The sequence below is a fragment of the Ralstonia sp. 25mfcol4.1 genome (assembly GCF_900104095.1).
GTDB lineage: Bacteria > Pseudomonadota > Gammaproteobacteria > Burkholderiales > Burkholderiaceae > Cupriavidus.
On sequence record NZ_FNJO01000001.1, the window covers coordinates 594,079 to 612,005 of the forward strand.

Below are 17,927 nucleotides of genomic sequence, written 5' to 3' on the forward strand. Positions count from 1 at the left end.
TCGCACCCATCCGTCCCGGAGACGCAAAAACATGAAATCCTGGCTACGCCATCTTGGCATCGGCCTTGCCACGAGCCTGACCCTTGCTGCCGCCCCGTCGCACGCCGACACCTTTCCCAGCAAGCCGATCCGCCTGATCGTGCCGTTTCCGGCCAGCGGTGCCACCGACCTGCTGGCGCGGGCCATCGCCCAGAAGGTAGGCCAGAACCTGGGCCAGCAGATTGTGGTCGATAACCGGCCTGGCGCCGGCGGCGCCATCGGTTCGGACATGGCCGCCAAGGCCGCGCCGGACGGCTACACGATCCTGATCGCCACCACCAGCACGCATTCGATCGGGCCGTATATCAATACGCATCTGCCATACAACACCGAGACCGACTTCACGCCGATCGGCCAGGTAGCCACCGCCACCAACGTGCTTGTGGTGCCCAACCAGCTGCCGGTCAAGAACGTCAAGGAACTGATCGATTACGCCAAGAAGCATCCCGGCGAGCTGAACTATGCGTCGAGCGGCAATGGCACCGTGGTCCACCTGACCGCCGAGGCCTTCAAAGCCCAGGCCGGCGTGTTCATCACGCACATCCCGTATCGCGGCACCGCGCTGGCCGTGCCCGACCTGATCTCGAACAAGGTGCAGGTGCTGTTCGACAGCATCGTGTCCGGCATGCCGCACGTGAAGGACGGCAAGCTCAAGGCGCTGGCCGTGACCAGCCTGAAACGCTCGCCGCTTGCGCCGGACCTGCCTACCGCCAGCGAATCGGGCCTGCCGGGCTTTGAGTCGGATACCTGGTTCGGCATCTATGGTCCCAAGGGCCTGCCGCCCGAGATCGTCAACCGCCTGAATGCCGAGTTCAACAAGGCCATCCAGTCGCAAGACGTGAAGGACCGTCTGGCCAAGCTGGGCGCCGAACCCATCGGCGGCACGCCGGCCCAGTTTGCCGCGATGGTGAAGAAGGACAGCGCACGCTGGGGCAAGCTGATCAAGGATCGCAAGATCCAGGTCGACTAAGCACAAGCAGCACAAGCAGGACAAGCGGGCGACAATGGCGTCGCCCTGCCGAAGCACGACAACCAGGCAGTAACGAGAGACACCATGCAGAACTTCAACTGGACCAATCCCTATCCCACCGTGCGCATTCCGCTGTTCGCGCGCAACGTGGTATCGACCTCGCACCCGCTGGCCGCACAGGCCGGGCTGCGCATGCTGCTCAAGGGCGGCAATGCCGTGGATGCCGCCATCGCCGCTGCCGCAGCCATCACGCTGGTGGAACCGGTGTCGTGCGGGCTGGGCAGCGATGCCTTTGCGATCCTTTGGGATGGCAAGGAGCTGCATGGCCTGAACTCGTCGGGCGTGGCCCCGAAGGCCTGGAGCCCCGAATACTTCAAGAACAAGTACGGCGTGGACGGCAACGGACTGGCAAACCGGCCGATCCGTGGCTGGGATTCGGTGACCGTGCCGGGCGTGATCGCCGGCTGGGCCGCGCTGCACGAGCGATTCGGCAAGCTGCCGTTCGAGGACCTGATGGAGCCCGCCATCGAGATCGCCGAACGCGGCTACGCCGTGCCGCCGGTGGTGGCGCACAAGTGGGCCGCCGCCGTGCCGGACCTCAAGAGCCAGCCGGGCTTTGCCGACACGTTCATGCCCAACGGCCGCGCGCCGCTCGTGGGTGAAAAGTTCGTGTTCAAGAATGCCGCCGAGACGCTGCGCAAGATCGGCGCCACGAAGGGCCGCGCCTACTACGAAGGCGAGATCGCCGAAAAGATCGCCGCTTTCAGCAAGGAATGCGGCGCCGCGATGTCGCTGGACGACCTGCGCAACTATCGCCCCGAATGGGTCAAGCCGATCAGCAAGTCGTATCGCGGCTACGACGTCCATGAGATTCCGCCGAATGGCCAGGGCATTGCCGCGTTGATGGCGCTGGGCATCCTGGACCAGTTCGACCTGGGCGCGCTGCCCGTGGATTCGGTCGATTCGCAGCACCTGCAGATCGAGGCGATGAAGCTGGCCTTTGCCGACCTGTACCGCTACGTGGCCGACCCGCGCAGCATGGAGGTCACCCCCGAGCAGATGCTGGACGACGCGTACCTGAAGTCGCGCGCCAAGCTGATCGACATGCAGCGTGCCACGCATTTCAACTTCGGCATGCCGCGCACGGGCGGCACGATCTACCTGACCGCTGCCGACGAGAACGGCATGATGATCTCGTTCATCCAGTCGAACTACATGGGTTTCGGTTCAGGCGTGGTGGTGCCGGGCACCGGCATCAGCCTGCAAAACCGTGGCGTGGGCTTCTCGATGGACCCGAAGTCGGCCAATGTGGTGGAAGGCGGCAAGCGCCCGTTCCACACGATCATCCCGGCGTTCCTGACCAAGGACGGCCAGCCCGTGATGAGCTTCGGCGTGATGGGCGGCGACATGCAGCCGCAAGGCCATCTGCAGACCGTCGTGCGCATGCTCGACTACAACCAGCAGCCGCAGGCCGCTTGCTGCGCGCCGCGCTGGAAGGTCAACCGCGACTTCACGCTGGACGTTGAAGGCACCATGGACCCGAACACCGTGGCCGGCCTGAAGGACCGCGGCCACAAGCTCAAGTCGGTGGAAGACCCGTATATGGACTTCGGTTCCGGCCAGTTCATCTGGCGCCTGTCGGAAGACGCCGAGCAAGGCTACGTGGCCGCCAGCGACAGCCGCCGCGACGGTCAGGCCGTAGGCTTCTGACGCAACACCGCGGGACTGATTGATATCGTAGTACCGCAGTGCGTAACACAGTAGTTGATGTCCTGCGAGGCGCCACCGGAGCAATCCGTGGCGCCTTTTTTATCTCACGGTACCCGTGCGGCGTCAGTAGACCGGCAGGCTCAGGAACAGCTTGATGACCACGGCATTGACGATATCGATGAAGAAGGCACCCACCATCGGCACGATCAGAAAGGCGAGGTGCGACGGACCGTAGCGGTCCGTGATGGCCTGCATGTTGGCGATGGCCGTGGGCGTGGCCCCAAGGCCGAAGCCGCAATGGCCCGCGGCCAGCACGGCGGCATCGTAGTTGCGGCCCATGACCCGGAAGGTGACGAAGATCGCATAGGCCGCCATGGCGCCGGTCTGCACCAGCAGGATCAGCAGCATCGGCAGCGCCAGCGACGCCAGCTCCCACAGGCGCAGGCTCATCAGCGCCATCGCCAGGAACATCGACAGGCTCACGTTGCCCAGCACCGACAGCGCGCGATCGAACACCGTGTACCAGCCCAGCAACGCCAGCCCGTTGCGCAGCAGCACCCCGACAAATAGCACCCAGACGAAGGTCGGCAGTTCCAGCCAGCTGCCCTTGAACAGGTCGCCCAGCGCCTGCCCCGCGGTCAGGCAGACCAGGATCAGCGCCAGGGTCTCGATCAGCGCCGATGCCGTGATCGGCCGCACTGCCTGGGGGCTCTCGAAGTTGAGCACGCGGTCGTCCCTGGCATCCACGCCAGGCTTGGCCACATTGCGCAGCAGGTAGCGCGCCACCGGGCCGCCGATCAGGCCGCCCAGCACCAGGCCGAACGTGGCGCACGCCACGCCGAGCTCCGTGGCGTACGACATGCCGAACTGCTCGACGAACGTCTTGCCCCAGGCCGCGCTGGTGCCGTGCCCGCCCGACAGCGCGATCGACCCGGCCAGCAGGCCGGTGGCCGGATGCAGGCCCAGCGCGCTGGCCAGCCCGACGCCGATCGCGTCCTGGATCACCAGCAAGCCCGCCACCGCGACCAGGAAGATGCCGATCGACTTGCCGCCCTGCTTCAGGCTGGCAAGGTTGGCGCTCAGGCCAAGCGTGGCGAAGAAGGCGAGCATCAGCGGCGTCTGCGCGGTGGTATCGAACTTCACCTGCACGTCGGCGGTAAAGCGGGCCAGGGCCAGGCATAACGCCACGACCAGCCCGCCCACGACCGGCTCGGGAATATTGAAGGTGCGTAGCGGCGTTGTGACCTGAAGCAGCTTGCGCCCGACCAGCAGCACCAGCGATGCCGCGACGAGCGTTTCGTAGTTGTTGAGTTCCAGCATGGCGAGCAACCGAAAAACCTCGATTCTTGGCGCCCGGCGCGCTCTCGCCAATCGCATTCCGCTTAAAGATGCGAAGCGGATGCCGAGCGCAACTGTTCCGTTGCACTTGCATGAAACTGTGCATGGCGTCGGCGTAGCGCTTCGCTGCACTATGTGGTTTTCCATTCACGTCCGCGATACGCCCATGGCCACCTACGCATACCGAATCGTCAATGTCTTTGCCGAATCCACGTTCGGCGGCAATCCCCTGTGTGTGTTCGAGGATGCGCGCGGCATGGACGACGCCACCATGCAGGCCCTGGCCCTGCAGTTCAACCTGTCCGAGACGACGTTCATCCTGCCGTCCGACAAGGCCAATGCGGCCGTGCGCATCTTTACGCCTGGCTACGAGATGCGCTTTGCCGGCCATCCGACTCTGGGCACCGCCCACGTGGTGCGCGACCTGGCGCAGGCCGGCAACGCGCTGTCGCTGGAATTCAAGGCCGGAGTCGTCCCCGTGACCGCCGTGGAAGACCGCTGGACGCTGACCGCCCCGCACCAGGGCGCGCCGAAAACGGCGCCGGCCGGCCTGCCGGATACCGAGATGGCATCGCTGCTGGGCCTGCATGCCGACGACCTGGCCGGCGCGCCGATCTGGGTCGATACCGGCGCCGACCAGCTGCTGGTGCCCGTGAAGACGCCCGACGCCGTGCGCCGCGCCCAGCCCGACAGCAGCCGCCTGGACCGCTGGCCGCAAAGCAGCCTGGGCCGCAAGACCGCCTATGTGTTTGCCTTCGATCCCGAACAGCCGGGCAAGGTGCTGGCGCGCTATTTCTTCACCAAGCAGGGCGGCGGCGTGGCGGAAGATCCGGGCACCGGCTCCGCGTGCGCAAACCTGGGCGGCTGGCTGCTGGCCACCGGACATGCGCTGCCGGCCCGCTATGAAGTCGATCAGGGTGAATTCGTCGACCGACGATGCCGGCTGGACCTTGCCGTGACCGCCGAAGGCGCCATCCGCGTGGGCGGCCGCGTGATCGAGCTGGGACGCGGCACGGTCAGCATCTGACCGCACCGACCATCGAGCCCTGGGGGATGTGCGTCATACTGGCGCCTTCCTCTCCACGCCCATCTTCGCGAGCCGTCCCATGCCATCGCACGACATTGCCACGCTGGCCGACCTGGAGGCGCTCTACGCCGAACCCGGCGCCGCCTCTCTGGCCAAGGAAGTCGACTATCTGCATCCGCACTACCGCGCGTTCGTCGAAGCCTCGCCGTTCTGCCTGCTTTCCACGATGAACAAACAGGGCGGCGACTGCTCGCCACGCGGCGATGCGCCGGGTTTCGTGCAGGTGCTGGACGACCGCACGCTGCTGCTGCCCGACCGGCGCGGCAATAATCGCATCGACAGCCTGCGCAATATCCTGGCCGACCCGCGCGTGGGGCTGCTGTTCCTGGTGCCCGGCGTCAACGAGACGCTACGCGTCAGCGGCACGGCCAGCGTCTCCACCGATCCGGACCTGATCGCCCGCTGCATGATGCAGGACAAGGCGCCCACCACGGTACTGGTGATCCGCATCCACTCGGTGTTCTTCCAGTGCGCGCGCGCCCTGCTGCGCTCTCGCCTGTGGCTGGCCGACGCGCAGGTGCCCCGCGAGGCGCTGCCCAGCACCGGCACCATGCTGGCCACGCTGAGCCAGAACGCGATCGATGGCGCCGCCTACGACCGCGAACTGCCCGAGCGCGTACGCACCACGCTGTACTAGGCGCTTGGCCCGCTGGCGGTTAGCGCGGGAGCCACTCCGCCGCGTGCGTGCCCAGCGGCACCGACGGCAACGCCCAGTGGGCAGGCGTCTCGGACAGGTGCGCCGCGTGGCGCACCACGGTCAGCTCCCCGAAGCCCGACTCTTCCACTTCGAGCAGGTCGGAAATTTCGTCGATATGCTGATCCGGCACCGCCGCGCCACCCGGCACGCGCCCGAGGCTGCGCAGCCACTGCCCCACCTGCGCCAGCGATACGCGCACGTGCCAGCTGCCCCCTTCCACCGCTCGGCGATGCAGCGCGACCATCGCCCCGAAGGCCAGCAGATAGCCCGAGGCGTGGTCCAGCACCTGCGCCGGCAGCGGCTTCGGCTCGGCGCTGCCGGCCGCCTGCGCTTCGTCGGTATTGATGCCGGTGGCGGTCTGCACCAGCGAGTCGAAGCCCCGCTTGCCCGACCAGGGACCCACATGGCCGTAGGCGGACAGCGACACGTAGACGATGCCGGGGCGGGCCCGCGCCGCCGCGTCGGGGCCGGCGCCCAGTTCCGCCAGCCCGTTGGGGCGATACCCCTGCACCACCACATCGGCCCCGTGGAACAACTTGTGCAGCGTGCGCTTGTCGTCGGCATCGCGAAGGTCGAGCTGGCATGACCGCTTGCCACGACCCGTATCGATCACCAGCGAAGGCATCGAGGGCAGGTGCGCGGCCGTCACCAGCAGCACGTCGGCCCCATGCGCAGCCAGCGTGCGGCCGGCAACCGGCCCCGCGATGATGCGCGTGAAGTCCAGCACCCGGACACCGCTCAGCGGCCGTGCATCGACATTGATCTCGGCATGGGGCCCGAATGCTGGCAGCGGTTCCGGCGGGGCGTCGCCGATCTTCTCGATGATCACCGGCGGCAGCCCTTGCAGCGCCTGAGCCTGCGGATGCTGCAGCCATTCGCCGAGCGAGCGCATGGCCGACACGACCATGCCGGCGTCCGACGCGACCGTCTCGAAATCCTCGGCCTTCCATCCCGACAGCGCCGCCCGTACGGCGTCCTTGTCGTACGCGCATTTGAGGATCTTCAGAACGCCGTCCCGATGGTGGGGAAAATTCGTATGCAGGCGCACCCAGCGGCCGTCCCCGGCCGGATACAGCCCGGCGATCCTGTCCCAAAGCTCGGGCGCCGGCCCGCCGTTGACACGCAGGTAGCGTTCGCTCCGGAATTCCGCCAGTGCATGGCGCATGTCGACCGACACATCCTGCCAGCGGCCGGTGCGGTGGGCCCAGATCGCAGCCGCCGCCAGCGCCGACGCGCCCAGGCAGGCCTGCGCGGCGGTGCCGATCGCGAAGCTGGACGGCAGGATGGGATCCTGGCCGGTCAGCGTCACATGGGACAGCGCCTCGGGCGGCATGGCGGCGGCGCTCCACAGCGCGGCAAGCACGTCGGCGGGTGCCTGGTGGATGGCGGCGCGGCCGGGGCCGGCGGCGTCGGGGGTATTCGTGGCGGAACTGGCGGCATTCATGGCATGTATTCCTGCGGCGGGAATGAAGACGGCATGCGACGATGACGTCGCACGGAGCATGCGCGAGGCGGGTACGTCGAGCCGTACCGTGCCGTGGATTCTGCACCACTTCGGCCCGTTGCGCCGTGAGACGAATCCGAATTTCGAGCCGTACCGCCGGGTTGCGCCGCAGGCACGGTAAAATCGGACCATTCGCCGGACTTTCCGTCGCCATTCCAGCGCACACAATCCAGGAACACCAGGAACGTGGCCGGGTCAACCCAGACCGGGCCGGTCCACCAGTTATCGAGCCGCAGGTGATGCGGCGCAAACATGAGCCACGACAACAAGCCTACCGACACGCCAGCCGCCTCCAATTTCCTGCGGAGCATCATCGACCAGGACCTCGCCGCCGGCACGTACGGCGGCCGCGCGGACAAGCAGGGCGAGCCGCTGCCGACCGTCATCACGCGCTTTCCGCCGGAGCCGAACGGCTACCTGCACATCGGCCACGCCAAGAGCATCTGCGTGAACTTCGGCCTGGCCCGCGACTACGCCGGCCGCTGCCACCTGCGCTTCGACGACACGAACCCGGTCAAGGAAGACACCGAATACGTCGATTCGATCATCGACGCGGTGCACTGGCTCGGTTTCTCATGGGATGCCAAGCAGCCCGGCGGCGAGCCCCACCTGTACTACGCGAGCGACTACTTCGACCGCCTGTACCAGTTCGCCGAGACCCTGATCGAGCGTGGCGTGGCCTACGTGGACAGCCAGAGCGCCGACCAGATTGCCGCCAGCCGCGGCAATTTCTCGGAGCCCGGCAAGCCGTCGCCGTTCCGCGACCGCTCCGTCGAGGAAAACCTGAAGCTGTTCCGCGAGATGCGCGACGGCAAGTACGGTGACGGCGAGCACGTGCTGCGCGCCAGGATCGACATGGCCGCGCCGAACATCGTGATGCGCGACCCGGTGCTCTATCGCATCCGCCATGCCCATCACCACCGGACCGGCGACAAGTGGTGCATCTATCCGATGTACGACTTCACGCACTGCATCTCGGACGCGATCGAGAACATCACGCACTCGCTGTGCACGCTCGAATTCGAGAACAACCGCCCGCTTTATGACTGGGTGCTGGAACACCTGCGCGATGCCGGCGTCTTCGCCAGCCCGCTGCCGCACCAGTACGAATTCGCCCGCCTGAACCTCACCTACGCCATCACCAGCAAGCGCAAGCTCAAGCAGCTGGTGGACGAAAAGCGCGTGGACGGCTGGGACGACCCGCGCATGCCGACTATCGTCGGGATGCGCCGCCGCGGCTATACGCCGGAATCGATCCAACTGTTCTGCGACCGCATCGGCGTGTCGAAGGCCGACAGCTGGATTGACATGAGCACGCTGGAAGGCGCCGTGCGCGACGACCTCGATGCCCGTGCCCCGCGCAGCGTGGGCGTGCTGGATCCGGTCAAGCTGATCCTGGACAACTATCTCGAGGGCCAGAGCGAGGAATGCTCGGCGCCGGTGCACCCGAAGCTGCCGGAAATGGGCCGCCGCGTGTTCCCGCTGTCGCGCGAACTGTGGATCGAGCGCGACGACTTCACCGAAAATCCGCCGAAAGGCTATTTCCGCCTGTTCCCCGGCAACAAGGTGCGTCTGCGCTACGGCTACGTGATCGAATGCACGGGCGTGGACAAGGACGCCGACGGCAACGTGGTCGCCGTCCATGCGAACTACCTGCCGGAAACAAAGAGCGGCACGCCGGGCGCGGACAGCGTCAAGGTCAAGGGCAACATTCACTGGGTCAGCGCGGCGCATGCCTGCCCGGCCGAAGTGCGCCTGTACGACCGCCTGTTCAACGACCCGAATCCCGATGCCGGCGGCAAGAATTTCCTCGATGCGCTGAACCCGGACTCGAAGAAGGTGGTGACCGCCTACCTGGAACCGGGCCTGCGCGACGCCAAGCCGGAAGAGCGCTTCCAGTTCGAACGTCACGGCTATTTCGTTGCGGACCGTACCGATTCGCAGCCCGGCAAGCCGGTGTTCAATCGCACGGTCGGCCTCAAGGACAGCTGGGGCAAGTGAGCATGGCACAGACGATTACGTTTCCGCTCGAGGGCGAGTTCATCGCCCTGAACGACCTGCTCAAGGTGGCTGGCGTCTGCGACAGCGGCGGCGCCGGCAAGGCGCTGGTCGCGGCTGGCGAGGTCTCGGTGGACGGCACGCCGGAGTCGCGCAAGACCGCCAAGATCCGCGCCGGCCAGGTGGTGGGCGTTGGCGGCGCTGACGGCGTTCGCATCAAGGTCGTCGCCGCCTGAACCCGCCTTGGGGCGCGCTCCACGGCCCCGGCACAAATGGAAAGGAGGCGGCGGCTCATGCCGCCTCCGCACCGAAACACGCAAGGAGTCTTCATGCCGATCGCGTTCTGGTGTGTATTGCTGGCAGGCCTGATGCCAGTGCTGACTGTTTCCATCGCCAAGGCCGGCAGCCGTGCCGGCACTTTCGATAACCACGACCCGCGCGCGTGGCTGGAAAGGCAAAGCGGCCGCGCCCGCCGCGCGGACATGGCGCACCGCAATCATTTCGAAGCGTTTCCGTTCTTTGCCGCGGCGGTCTTCACGGCCACGCATCTGGCGGCGCCCCAGGCCCGCATCAATGAACTGGCCATGGTGTTCATCGTGGTCCGGATCCTCTACACGATCTGCTACCTGACCGACCGCGCCACGTTGCGGACGCTGTGCTGGACGATTGGCTATCTGACGGTGATCGGCATTTTCCTGCTTCCCGTGTTCGTCCACTGAACCCACGGCCATGCCGACACGACGCCCTTCCCGCATCCCGCTCGCCCCGCTTGCTGCCCTCGCCACGCTGGCGGCCCTGACCGGCACGCCGGCCCTGGCAGCGCCCACGCACTACGCCGTCGATCCTACGCATACCAGCGTCTATTTTGGGGTCAGCCACTTCGATCGCACCAGCGTGCGCGGGCGGTTTGGCAAGATCGATGGGCGTGTCATTTACGACCCGGCCACGGGTGCTGGATCGATCGACTTCACCGTGGACACCGATTCGGTCGACAGCGGCAACCGCAGTCTCGATGGTGTGCTGCGTTCGGCCCAGTTTCTTGACGCCCAGACGTTTCCGGTGGCCCGCCTCCAGGCAAACCAGTTTGTGACGGAGGGCGGCAGGCTGGTTGCGGTGGAAGGAACGCTTACCCTCCATGGCGTGGCCCAGCCGATCAGGCTGGAAGCCGACCGCTTCAGTTGTGGCCAGACCGTCCTGTTCGGTATCAGGCGGGATGTCTGTGGCGGTGATTTCCGCACCACATTCTCGCGCAGCGCCTTCGGCATGACGCGTTTTCTCCCCGATGTCGGCGATAGCGTCACATTGCAGATTTCTGTGGAGGCAGCGCCGGCGGGGCCCGCCCAATAATTCGAAAAAAAGCGACGCCGCGAAGTGCGATGACGGCCCAGCGTCACCTATTCGGAAAAAATCTTCAGTAAAATCAGCGCCTTGCCTATTCCCATCCTGCCGCGTTTCGCCTAAGCAAACCCGGCCATACGCGAGTCAAGATGAGCCTCATCTCTCTCAACGACGTCGTTTCGGCGTCGCTGGCTGCTGCCGGTGCGTGCCTGGCGTGCAGCATTCCTGCCGATTTTCTCCGTCGCTTCCCGCTGTGGGCCTTCAAGACCTACGGCCGGGGCGCCCTGCTGCTGCCCCTGCTGGCCGGCATGGTTGGCATCCTGCTGACGCGCCTGATTGTGGACGGCAAGATCAACAGCGATGGTGGCCTGGCCCTGGTGGCCGCGGCTGCATTCCTGGGGCTGGTGCTCGTATCGGCCATGCTGCGCTTCTGGCTGGGCGAATATCGCAAGTCCTGAGAATTTGGCCCTGACGGCCTTCCCGCGCCGTGCTGCTCCCCCCGCAGCCTGAACGGGCCGGCGCACATACCCGCGCCGGTTTTCCATCGCGCCGCCGCGCGGATCACGTATGATTCCGCCTTTCGCGTGTCCGGCACCGTTGCCGGCGCGCCGCATTCCTGACCCATGGCGCTCAAATCCACGATCTTCAAGGCCGACCTGTCCGTCTCGGACATGGACCGGCCGTACTACGGCAGTCATACGCTCACCATCGCGCAGCATCCGTCCGAGAACGATGCCCGCATGATGGTCCGCCTGCTGGCCTTTGCCTGCGAAGCCACCGAAACCATGGCGTTCACGCGTGGCCTGGACGAACCCGACGAACCGGACCTCTGGGACAAGTCCCTGACGGGCGACATCATCCACTGGATCGACCTCGGGCAGCCCGATGAAACGCGCCTGAAGCGCGCCGCCGCCCGCGCCGACCACGTTACCGTCTATACCTATCAGAGCGCCAGCGCCCGCGAATGGTGGAAAGGCATGGCCGGCAAGGCCGGCAAGCTGCGCAACGTGACCGTCTACAATGTGCCGTCCGAAGCCGTGGACGCGCTGGCGCAGATGGCCCAGCGTGCCATGCGCCTGTCCGTGACCATCCAGGACGGCGACATCTGGGTCAGCGACGACGATCACAACGTGCAGCTGACGCGCGACGTGCTCCAGCGCGCCGACGGCTGATCGCAGCGGCCGTCGGTTATATTTCCCGCCACACAGAAAAAGGAAGATCGCGATGCATACCAATCCCTCCGGCCTGCAATACGAAGACACCGTCGTCGGCTCGGGCGACGAAGCCACGGCTGGCAAGCACGTGACCGTGCATTACACCGGCTGGCTCTACGAAAACGGCCAACCGGGCCGCAAGTTCGATTCGAGCAAGGACCGTAACGACCCGTTCGTCTTCCCGCTGGGCGCCGGCCATGTGATCCGTGGCTGGGACGAAGGCGTGCAAGGCATGAAGGTGGGCGGCACGCGCCGCCTGGTGATCCCGGCCGATCTCGGCTACGGCGCGCGCGGCGCGGGCGGCGTGATCCCGCCGAACGCCACCCTGCTGTTCGAAGTGGAACTGCTGTCGGTCTGATTCCGGCGCACACAGCAAAGCAAACGGACGCCTCGGCGTCCGTTTTTGTTTGTTCGCGCCCGATAACGGTCAGAAACCGATGGCGGCGTTGCCCACGTCGATCCGCACCTTGTCGCGGTCCAGCAGGCGCCCCGCGTGGCGGGCAAAATCCTGCGCCCAGTCGGCACTGCCGGCAAACCGGTTCTCGCCGGAAAACTTCGCGACATTAAGGATCTTGTCGATCACAAGCACCTTGCCCACGGGGCTCGATGCCTGGCAGTCCAGTTCGGCATATTCGCGGTCGAACCAGCGCCAGGCGGCGTCCTCGGTGACCGCCGCCAGCTCGCTGTCGTCCAGCGTGAATTCAAATTCCTTGCCGCTGCCAAATACCACGGTCAGGGTGTGCGCCATGTGCGGTTTCTCCGAAATTCGCCGAGCGTTGAACGAAACTTGCGTGCGTTAGGGCCCCTATTGTAGTGACTTGGCCCACGATCCGGCCAACCCATTGGACACGCGCCAACCCAACGACCGTTGCCTGCTGCACACACCTTGACCCCCATGTGTGGTTTGCTTGCGACGCATCAAGGCGCTTTGGATTATTCTTTCAGCCATGGCCATCACAAGACAGGACCTCGAAGCAAACCGGCTGCGCACGACGCTGTGCAGCACGCCGGTCGCGTCTTCGCTGTTGCCCGAGGCCGATGTGGAGCGATCGCTGTGCCACACGCTGGCCAGCCGCCCGGACACCCCCGGACTGGACGGCGACGTCTGGGTCTTCGGCTACGGATCGCTGATCTGGAACCCGATGGTGGTCCATACCGAAAGCCGCCTGGCCACCGTGCATGGCTACCACCGCGGCTTCTACCTGTATTCGAAAATCAATCGCGGCACCTGGGATAACCCGGGGCTGGTGCTCGGCCTGGACCGCGGCGGCTGCTGCACGGGCATGGTGTTCCGCATCCCCCGCCATGTCGTCGAACAGGAATTCCGGGTGCTGTGGCGCCGGGAAATGATGACCGGCGCCTACCATCCGCGCTGGCTGCGCGTGAAGCTCGACGCCAGCCCTGACGCACCCGAGCAGCGGGCGCTCGCTTTCGTGATGAATCGCGAACATGCCGGCTATGCCGGCCGGCTGCCCGACGCGCGCGTGGTGGACTGCCTGCGTCACGCCTGCGGCCTGTACGGGCCGGCCCGCGAGTATCTGCACCAAACGCTGCTGGGGCTGGCCACGCATGGCGTGGACGACCCCTACCTGGGCCGGCTCTGGCGCCAGTTGCAGGAAAGCGACGCCGCCGAAGCCACCAGCGACGCCTGTGCCGTCGCCACGCCGGTGGGAACCTCGGCCTCGGCGGCGACCTGCCCCGAGGACGCCGTGGCTGCCACGGCCCATCCCCACGAAACCGTCTGACCGAAGCCACTGCCGACCATCATGACGCGCTCCCAGACCCGTCCCCGCCGCCAGGCACTCGCTGAAATGCTGGGGCTCATGGGATTGCTGATGGGTGGCGGACTGCTGGCGGGGCAAGGTGGCCAGACGCTGGCGCGCTCGATCGGCGGGCTGCGCGACGCGTCGTCGCCGTCGGCACCGGCGCCCCACCCGCCGCCCTCCCACCCGGCGGCACGTGGTGAAGGCATATCCGCACTCGACCGCAACCTGATCACGGCAGCCAGCATTGGCGACCTCGATCTGGTCAACCGGCTACTCAAGGCCGGCGCGTCGCTACGTGCCGTGGACGAACGCGGCCGCTCCGCGCTGCTGGCAGCGGTGTACAACCGCCGGGGCGACGTGGCGCGCGCGCTGATCATGGCCGGCGCCGACGTGAACCAGAAAGACGGCGAATCCAACAGCGCCTTCCTGCTGGCATCAGCCACCAACCAGATCGATGTGGTGCGCCTGTCGCTGTCGCATGGCGCCGATATCCGCAGCACCGACCGCTACGATGGCACGGCCCTGATTGCGGCCTGCCAGCATGGCAACGTCGAAGTCGTAAAACTGCTATTGAAGGCAGGCGTGCCGGTCGATCGCGTCAATCAGCTTGGGTGGACGGCACTGCTGGAAGCCATCATCCTCGGCGACGGCAGCGCCCGCTATGAAGAGATCGTGCAATTGCTGATCGATGCCGGTGCAGACGCCAACCTGGCGGACCGAGAGGGCATCACGCCGTCGCGCCATGCGCGCGAGCGCGGTTACAAGACGATGGTCAAGATGCTGATGCGTGCCAGGGGGCACTGAAGCAGATCCAGCTACCCCCGATAGCTGCGCCCCTCCCCGCGTCGCGGGAGAGGGGCGCCGGCCACCCACGTCAGGACGCGGCGGCAGGCGTCTGGCGCGCGTTTTCCGATTCCTGCAGCTGGCGCCACATCACCTTGCCGGTGCCCGACTTCGGCAGTGCATCGACAAATTCCACCACGCGCGGGTACTTGTAGGCCGCCATGTTTTCCTTGGCCCATTCGATGATGTCCTCGGGCCGCGTCTTGCCCTTGGCGTCGGCGCGCAGCACCACCACCGCCTTCACCGTCTCGCCGCGATACTGGTCGCGCGTGCCGATGATGCAGGCCTCCTGCACGGCCGGATGCTTGTACAGCAGGTTTTCCACCTCGGCTGGCCAGACCTTGAAGCCCGACGCATTGATCATGCGCTTGAGGCGGTCGGTGATGAAGTAATAGCCTTCTTCGTCCATGCGGCCCAGGTCGCCGGTACGGAAGTAGGTCTGGCCTTCGAACTCGATGAACGCGTCGCGGGTGGCGTCTTCCTTGCCCCAGTACCCCTTGAACACCTGCGGGCCGCGCACGATGATCTCGCCCACCTCGTTGGGCGGCATTTCCTGCAGCGTGACCGGGTCCACCACGCGCGCGTCGGTGTTGAAGGTCGGCACGCCCAGGCACTGCAGCTTGGCGCGCTCGGATGGATTGCTATGGGTCGGCGCCATGGTCTCCGACAGGCCGTAGCCTTCCAGGTAGCTCAGCCCGAACTGCGTCTTCAGGCGTTCCGCCACCGCCTGCGGCATGGCCGCGCCGCCGCCACCGATGTAGCGCAGGCTGCTGACGTCGAACGTCGCCAGGTTCGGGCTGCCCAGGAAGTCGATCACCATGGTCGGGATGTTGGTCCAGTGCGTGACCTGGTAGCGCGAGATCAGGCGCCCGGCCACTTCGCGATCCCAGCGCGGCAGCATCACCACGGTGGCGCCGGTGTAGATCGGGCCGTTCATGCCGTACTGCATGCCGGTCACGTGGAACAGCGGCAGCACCGACAGGATCACCGATTCCGCGCCACTGCCCGACCACGTCGCGCCGCCGATCACGTTGTGCATCACCGAGCGATGGGTGTGGATGCAGCCCTTCGGAAAGCCCGTGGTGCCCGATGTGTACGGCATCACCGCCATGTCGTCGGGGCCGGCGGTATGCGGCCCCGGCTGCAGGCCGGCACCCAGCGCCTGCGCCCACGGCGTGGCGCTGTCCGGCAGCGGATGCTGCACGGTCAGCCAGGCGGGCGGCGCATCCTCGGGAAATTCGTGCGACGGCGGCAGCGCGTCGGCGTACTGCGTCACCAGCAGATGCTGCAGGCGCTGGTCGGCGGCCAGTTCGCTGTCGGCCTGCATCGCGCCGGCCGCCAGGTCTGCCGTGCAGATTGCCACGCGGGCGCCGGCATCGGTGATGTAGTGCTTGAATTCCTCGGCGCGGTTCATCGGATTGACCGGCACCACCACGGCGTCCGCGCGCAGTATCGCGTAATAGCTGATGATGAACTGCGGGCAGTTCTGCATGTACAGCAGCACACGATCGCCCTTCTTCACCCCCGCCTTCTGCTGCAGCCAGCCGGCCATCGCCGTGGCCTGCGCCTCCAGCGCACGGAACGTGATGGCGTTGCCGAAGTAGCGGATCGCGGCCTTGTCCGCATAGCGGTGTGCCGAGACTTCGAGGTTGTACCAGAGCGAAGTTTCCGGCAGCACGATTTCGGTCGGCACTCGCTTGGGCCAGAACTGAAAATGCGGACGGGCGGGCTTGGTGGTCATGGTGTCTCCTGCGGATGGTCTTCAAGGGACCAGTTTCTGGAAAGCGCGTGTCTCGCAGGGTGGACCCCGCGTAGTGGTCAAGCAATATAACTGAACGACCGTTCTATTTTCAACAGGAGGTTCTCCTACCCATCGCCACGGACTCCGGACGGCGCCGGTTGCAATTTGGGGCTTCGTCCTCACAATAGGGGAATCCGGCCACAGTGCTGGCCAACCCGATTCCAAGGTGCAGAACATGAGCGACGTCACCCTGCAGAACTTCGAAGCCGAAGTCATCAATAGCCCAGTGCCGGTACTGGTGGATTTCTGGGCTCCATGGTGCGGCCCATGCCGCACACTCGGGCCGATGCTGGAAAAGCTGGAAGCCGAAGCCGGCGGCACGTGGAAGCTGGTCAAGGTCAATGTCGACGAGAACCAGCAGTTGGCCGGACACTTTGGCGTCCGCAGCATTCCCCACGTGGTGGCGTTTGCCGGGGGGCAGGCCGTCAACCAGTTCGTGGGCGTGCTGCCGGAATCGCAATTGCGCGAGTTCATCGCTACGCTGCCCCCCGGCGACGGTGAGGGCGAGGTCGCGGTGCAGGATCCCCAGGCGCTGGCCGCGGCCGGCGACCGTGAAGGCGCCAAGGCCGCGTGGCAGGCCGCGCTTGCAGAGGATCCGGAAAACGACTTGAATCGCCTGGCCTATATCAGCTTCCTGCTCGACGGCGATGCCATCGACACGGCAGAAGCCGAGTTTGGCCGCCTGACGCCGCGTGCGCCGCAGGAAGACGGCTACGCCGCGCTGCGGACCCGGCTCGATGCGATGAAGGGACTCGACAGCCTGCCCGACGGCGCCGAACTCAAAGCGCAGGTCGAGGCCGACCCGGCCAACCTGGCCGCGCGCCTGGATCTGGCAAAGGTGTTGATCGCGCGCCGCGAATACGAACCCGCGCTGGCGCAGCTGATGGAAATCGTCCGCCGCGACCGTGGCTTTGAAGACGACATCGGCCGCAAGACGATGCTGTCGGTGTTCGAGTTGATGGCCGATTCGCCAGAAGTGGTATCGAAATGGCGCCGGCAACTGAGCACGGCGCTGAACTGAGTGGAATTGCGGTGAGTTGAGTGGAAGACGCGCATCGGGGCGGGACGTTTCCCCCTCCGATGCAGAACGGCACTAGACGGCCGGCGCCTCGATCAGCGAAAAGCCGTTGGCCTTCATATGCTCGACCATCATCGCGTCCATCGACTTCACGTGATTGTCGAACCAGCCTGACAGTTCATCCACCAGGCTGCGGCCCAGCGACAGCCCGCCCTTGCCGGGGCCCTCCGGATCTTCCAGTTCCTGCGCGATCTTGTCGCGCACGGCCTGCACCACCTGCAGCACGCCCTTGTGCTCGTTCGTATGGCAGAAGCGCGGGCCGAACTGCATGGCCTCCATCCACTGCTCTTCCTGTTCGAAATGGTGGCGCGTGTGCGCGATCCACTCGTCGTACGCCGCCAGGAAGCCGGCATCGTCCGATTTGGCCACGGCATCGAGCAGTTGCAGGAATTCCGCGTGCGTGGCGTCGGTGACGGGCTCGCCCAGCCGGAGTTCGTCTGGCAAGCCTTCCGAGGAAAGACCGTCGTAGGGGTTCTGTGCTGCAGACATGGATCTGAAAACTTTTCTTTGAGATAAGCGGCAAGGATACCGATTTCGCCGCTGT

Annotated in this window: 19 protein-coding genes; 14 read left to right on the plus strand and 5 right to left on the minus strand. The window is 66.0% G+C overall.

The features are described 5' to 3' along the window. Window positions 1-31 precede the first annotated feature (31 nt). A complete protein-coding gene (locus BLQ58_RS02655) occupies window positions 32-1,009 on the plus strand; it encodes a Bug family tripartite tricarboxylate transporter substrate binding protein (protein ID WP_092594431.1) in 978 nt (325 codons plus the stop codon). Between the two features lie 84 nt (window positions 1,010-1,093). Continuing rightward, entirely contained in the window at window positions 1,094-2,719 is a 1,626-nt protein-coding gene (gene ggt / locus BLQ58_RS02660; RefSeq protein WP_092594433.1) for a gamma-glutamyltransferase, read from the plus strand. A gap of 123 nt (window positions 2,720-2,842) precedes the next feature. Here ggt and gltS read toward each other — a convergent pair whose 3' ends face one another. Further along, window positions 2,843-4,039 (minus strand): sodium/glutamate symporter, encoded by a 1,197-nt coding sequence (gene gltS, locus BLQ58_RS02665; protein WP_092594435.1) that lies wholly within the window; start codon window positions 4,037-4,039, stop codon window positions 2,843-2,845. A gap of 184 nt (window positions 4,040-4,223) precedes the next feature. On the opposite strand from gltS, the gene BLQ58_RS02670 reads away from it, so the two are divergent. Beyond that, complete coding sequence (locus BLQ58_RS02670; RefSeq protein WP_092594591.1) at window positions 4,224-5,084, plus strand: PhzF family phenazine biosynthesis protein; 861 nt, start codon at window positions 4,224-4,226, stop codon at window positions 5,082-5,084. A gap of 79 nt (window positions 5,085-5,163) precedes the next feature. Beyond that, the gene (locus BLQ58_RS02675) at window positions 5,164-5,781 is read left to right on the plus strand and encodes a pyridoxamine 5'-phosphate oxidase family protein (protein ID WP_092594437.1); all 618 of its coding nucleotides are present in this window, start codon (window positions 5,164-5,166) and stop codon (window positions 5,779-5,781) included. Window positions 5,782-5,800: 19 nt separating this feature from the next. Here BLQ58_RS02675 and BLQ58_RS02680 read toward each other — a convergent pair whose 3' ends face one another. Then, the gene (locus tag BLQ58_RS02680) at window positions 5,801-7,285 is read right to left on the minus strand and encodes a CoA transferase (RefSeq protein WP_092594439.1); all 1,485 of its coding nucleotides are present in this window, start codon (window positions 7,283-7,285) and stop codon (window positions 5,801-5,803) included. 312 nt (window positions 7,286-7,597) lie between these two features. On the opposite strand from BLQ58_RS02680, the gene BLQ58_RS02685 reads away from it, so the two are divergent. From BLQ58_RS02685 to BLQ58_RS02715, 7 genes are all read left to right on the plus strand, one after another. Next, window positions 7,598-9,346, plus strand: coding sequence for a glutamine--tRNA ligase/YqeY domain fusion protein (locus BLQ58_RS02685; RefSeq protein WP_092594441.1), 1,749 nt, complete (start codon window positions 7,598-7,600; stop codon window positions 9,344-9,346). A 2-nt stretch (window positions 9,347-9,348) separates the two neighbouring features. After that, window positions 9,349-9,579 (plus strand): RNA-binding S4 domain-containing protein, encoded by a 231-nt coding sequence (locus BLQ58_RS02690; protein WP_092594442.1) that lies wholly within the window; start codon window positions 9,349-9,351, stop codon window positions 9,577-9,579. 93 nt (window positions 9,580-9,672) lie between these two features. Beyond that, window positions 9,673-10,062, plus strand: a complete 390-nt coding sequence (locus tag BLQ58_RS02695; protein WP_092594444.1) for an MAPEG family protein — start codon at window positions 9,673-9,675, stop codon at window positions 10,060-10,062. A gap of 10 nt (window positions 10,063-10,072) precedes the next feature. Beyond that, window positions 10,073-10,690, plus strand: coding sequence for a YceI family protein (locus BLQ58_RS02700; RefSeq protein WP_092594446.1), 618 nt, complete (start codon window positions 10,073-10,075; stop codon window positions 10,688-10,690). Between the two features lie 140 nt (window positions 10,691-10,830). Then, window positions 10,831-11,139, plus strand: coding sequence for a hypothetical protein (locus tag BLQ58_RS02705; protein WP_092594448.1), 309 nt, complete (start codon window positions 10,831-10,833; stop codon window positions 11,137-11,139). A gap of 165 nt (window positions 11,140-11,304) precedes the next feature. Beyond that, window positions 11,305-11,853, plus strand: coding sequence for a YaeQ family protein (locus BLQ58_RS02710; protein WP_092594450.1), 549 nt, complete (start codon window positions 11,305-11,307; stop codon window positions 11,851-11,853). A gap of 52 nt (window positions 11,854-11,905) precedes the next feature. After that, window positions 11,906-12,253 (plus strand): FKBP-type peptidyl-prolyl cis-trans isomerase, encoded by a 348-nt coding sequence (locus BLQ58_RS02715; protein ID WP_066731639.1) that lies wholly within the window; start codon window positions 11,906-11,908, stop codon window positions 12,251-12,253. Between the two features lie 69 nt (window positions 12,254-12,322). Here the strand turns inward: BLQ58_RS02715 and BLQ58_RS02720 are convergent, their stop codons facing one another. Beyond that, entirely contained in the window at window positions 12,323-12,643 is a 321-nt protein-coding gene (locus tag BLQ58_RS02720) for a hypothetical protein (RefSeq protein WP_092594452.1), read from the minus strand. 199 nt (window positions 12,644-12,842) lie between these two features. Here BLQ58_RS02720 and BLQ58_RS02725 point away from each other — a divergent pair, with 199 nt between their 5' ends. Both BLQ58_RS02725 and BLQ58_RS02730 read left to right on the plus strand, forming a co-directional pair. Then, window positions 12,843-13,640 carry a gamma-glutamylcyclotransferase gene (locus tag BLQ58_RS02725; RefSeq protein WP_092594454.1) on the plus strand — a complete coding sequence of 266 codons (798 nt, stop codon included), beginning with the start codon at window positions 12,843-12,845 and terminating at the stop codon, window positions 13,638-13,640. 21 nt (window positions 13,641-13,661) lie between these two features. Then, window positions 13,662-14,465: an ankyrin repeat domain-containing protein gene (locus BLQ58_RS02730; protein ID WP_092594456.1), complete on the plus strand. Its 804-nt coding sequence runs from the start codon at window positions 13,662-13,664 to the stop codon at window positions 14,463-14,465. 70 nt (window positions 14,466-14,535) lie between these two features. Here BLQ58_RS02730 and BLQ58_RS02735 read toward each other — a convergent pair whose 3' ends face one another. Next, the gene (locus BLQ58_RS02735; protein WP_092594458.1) at window positions 14,536-16,245 is read right to left on the minus strand and encodes a long-chain fatty acid--CoA ligase; all 1,710 of its coding nucleotides are present in this window, start codon (window positions 16,243-16,245) and stop codon (window positions 14,536-14,538) included. Between the two features lie 235 nt (window positions 16,246-16,480). Between BLQ58_RS02735 and trxA the strand changes: the two genes are divergently transcribed. Further along, the gene (gene trxA, locus BLQ58_RS02740; protein ID WP_092594460.1) at window positions 16,481-17,326 is read left to right on the plus strand and encodes a thioredoxin; all 846 of its coding nucleotides are present in this window, start codon (window positions 16,481-16,483) and stop codon (window positions 17,324-17,326) included. Window positions 17,327-17,398: 72 nt separating this feature from the next. On the opposite strand, the gene BLQ58_RS02745 is transcribed toward trxA, so the two are convergent. Next, window positions 17,399-17,872, minus strand: a complete 474-nt coding sequence (locus BLQ58_RS02745) for a bacteriohemerythrin (RefSeq protein WP_092594462.1) — start codon at window positions 17,870-17,872, stop codon at window positions 17,399-17,401. Window positions 17,873-17,927 lie beyond the last annotated feature (55 nt).

Excerpts from the sequence above, each read along its gene's own strand:
- BLQ58_RS02680 (WP_092594439.1), bottom strand. The coding sequence starts at position 7,285 with ATGAATGCCGCCAGTTCCGCCACGAATACCCCCGACGCCGCCGGCCCC.
- BLQ58_RS02685 (WP_092594441.1), top strand. The coding sequence starts at position 7,598 with ATGAGCCACGACAACAAGCCTACCGACACGCCAGCCGCCTCCAATTTC.
- trxA (WP_092594460.1), top strand. The coding sequence starts at position 16,481 with ATGAGCGACGTCACCCTGCAGAACTTCGAAGCCGAAGTCATCAATAGC.
- BLQ58_RS02725 (WP_092594454.1), top strand. The coding sequence starts at position 12,843 with ATGGCCATCACAAGACAGGACCTCGAAGCAAACCGGCTGCGCACGACG.
- BLQ58_RS02720 (WP_092594452.1), bottom strand. The coding sequence starts at position 12,643 with ATGGCGCACACCCTGACCGTGGTATTTGGCAGCGGCAAGGAATTTGAA.
- BLQ58_RS02705 (WP_092594448.1), top strand. The coding sequence starts at position 10,831 with ATGAGCCTCATCTCTCTCAACGACGTCGTTTCGGCGTCGCTGGCTGCT.
- ggt (WP_092594433.1), top strand. The coding sequence starts at position 1,094 with ATGCAGAACTTCAACTGGACCAATCCCTATCCCACCGTGCGCATTCCG.
- BLQ58_RS02690 (WP_092594442.1), top strand. The coding sequence starts at position 9,349 with ATGGCACAGACGATTACGTTTCCGCTCGAGGGCGAGTTCATCGCCCTG.
- BLQ58_RS02695 (WP_092594444.1), top strand. The coding sequence starts at position 9,673 with ATGCCGATCGCGTTCTGGTGTGTATTGCTGGCAGGCCTGATGCCAGTG.
- BLQ58_RS02715 (WP_066731639.1), top strand. The coding sequence starts at position 11,906 with ATGCATACCAATCCCTCCGGCCTGCAATACGAAGACACCGTCGTCGGC.
- BLQ58_RS02745 (WP_092594462.1), bottom strand. The coding sequence starts at position 17,872 with ATGTCTGCAGCACAGAACCCCTACGACGGTCTTTCCTCGGAAGGCTTG.
- BLQ58_RS02735 (WP_092594458.1), bottom strand. The coding sequence starts at position 16,245 with ATGACCACCAAGCCCGCCCGTCCGCATTTTCAGTTCTGGCCCAAGCGA.
- BLQ58_RS02670 (WP_092594591.1), top strand. The coding sequence starts at position 4,224 with ATGGCCACCTACGCATACCGAATCGTCAATGTCTTTGCCGAATCCACG.
- BLQ58_RS02710 (WP_092594450.1), top strand. The coding sequence starts at position 11,305 with ATGGCGCTCAAATCCACGATCTTCAAGGCCGACCTGTCCGTCTCGGAC.
- BLQ58_RS02675 (WP_092594437.1), top strand. The coding sequence starts at position 5,164 with ATGCCATCGCACGACATTGCCACGCTGGCCGACCTGGAGGCGCTCTAC.
- BLQ58_RS02655 (WP_092594431.1), top strand. The coding sequence starts at position 32 with ATGAAATCCTGGCTACGCCATCTTGGCATCGGCCTTGCCACGAGCCTG.
- gltS (WP_092594435.1), bottom strand. The coding sequence starts at position 4,039 with ATGCTGGAACTCAACAACTACGAAACGCTCGTCGCGGCATCGCTGGTG.
- BLQ58_RS02700 (WP_092594446.1), top strand. The coding sequence starts at position 10,073 with ATGCCGACACGACGCCCTTCCCGCATCCCGCTCGCCCCGCTTGCTGCC.
- BLQ58_RS02730 (WP_092594456.1), top strand. The coding sequence starts at position 13,662 with ATGACGCGCTCCCAGACCCGTCCCCGCCGCCAGGCACTCGCTGAAATG.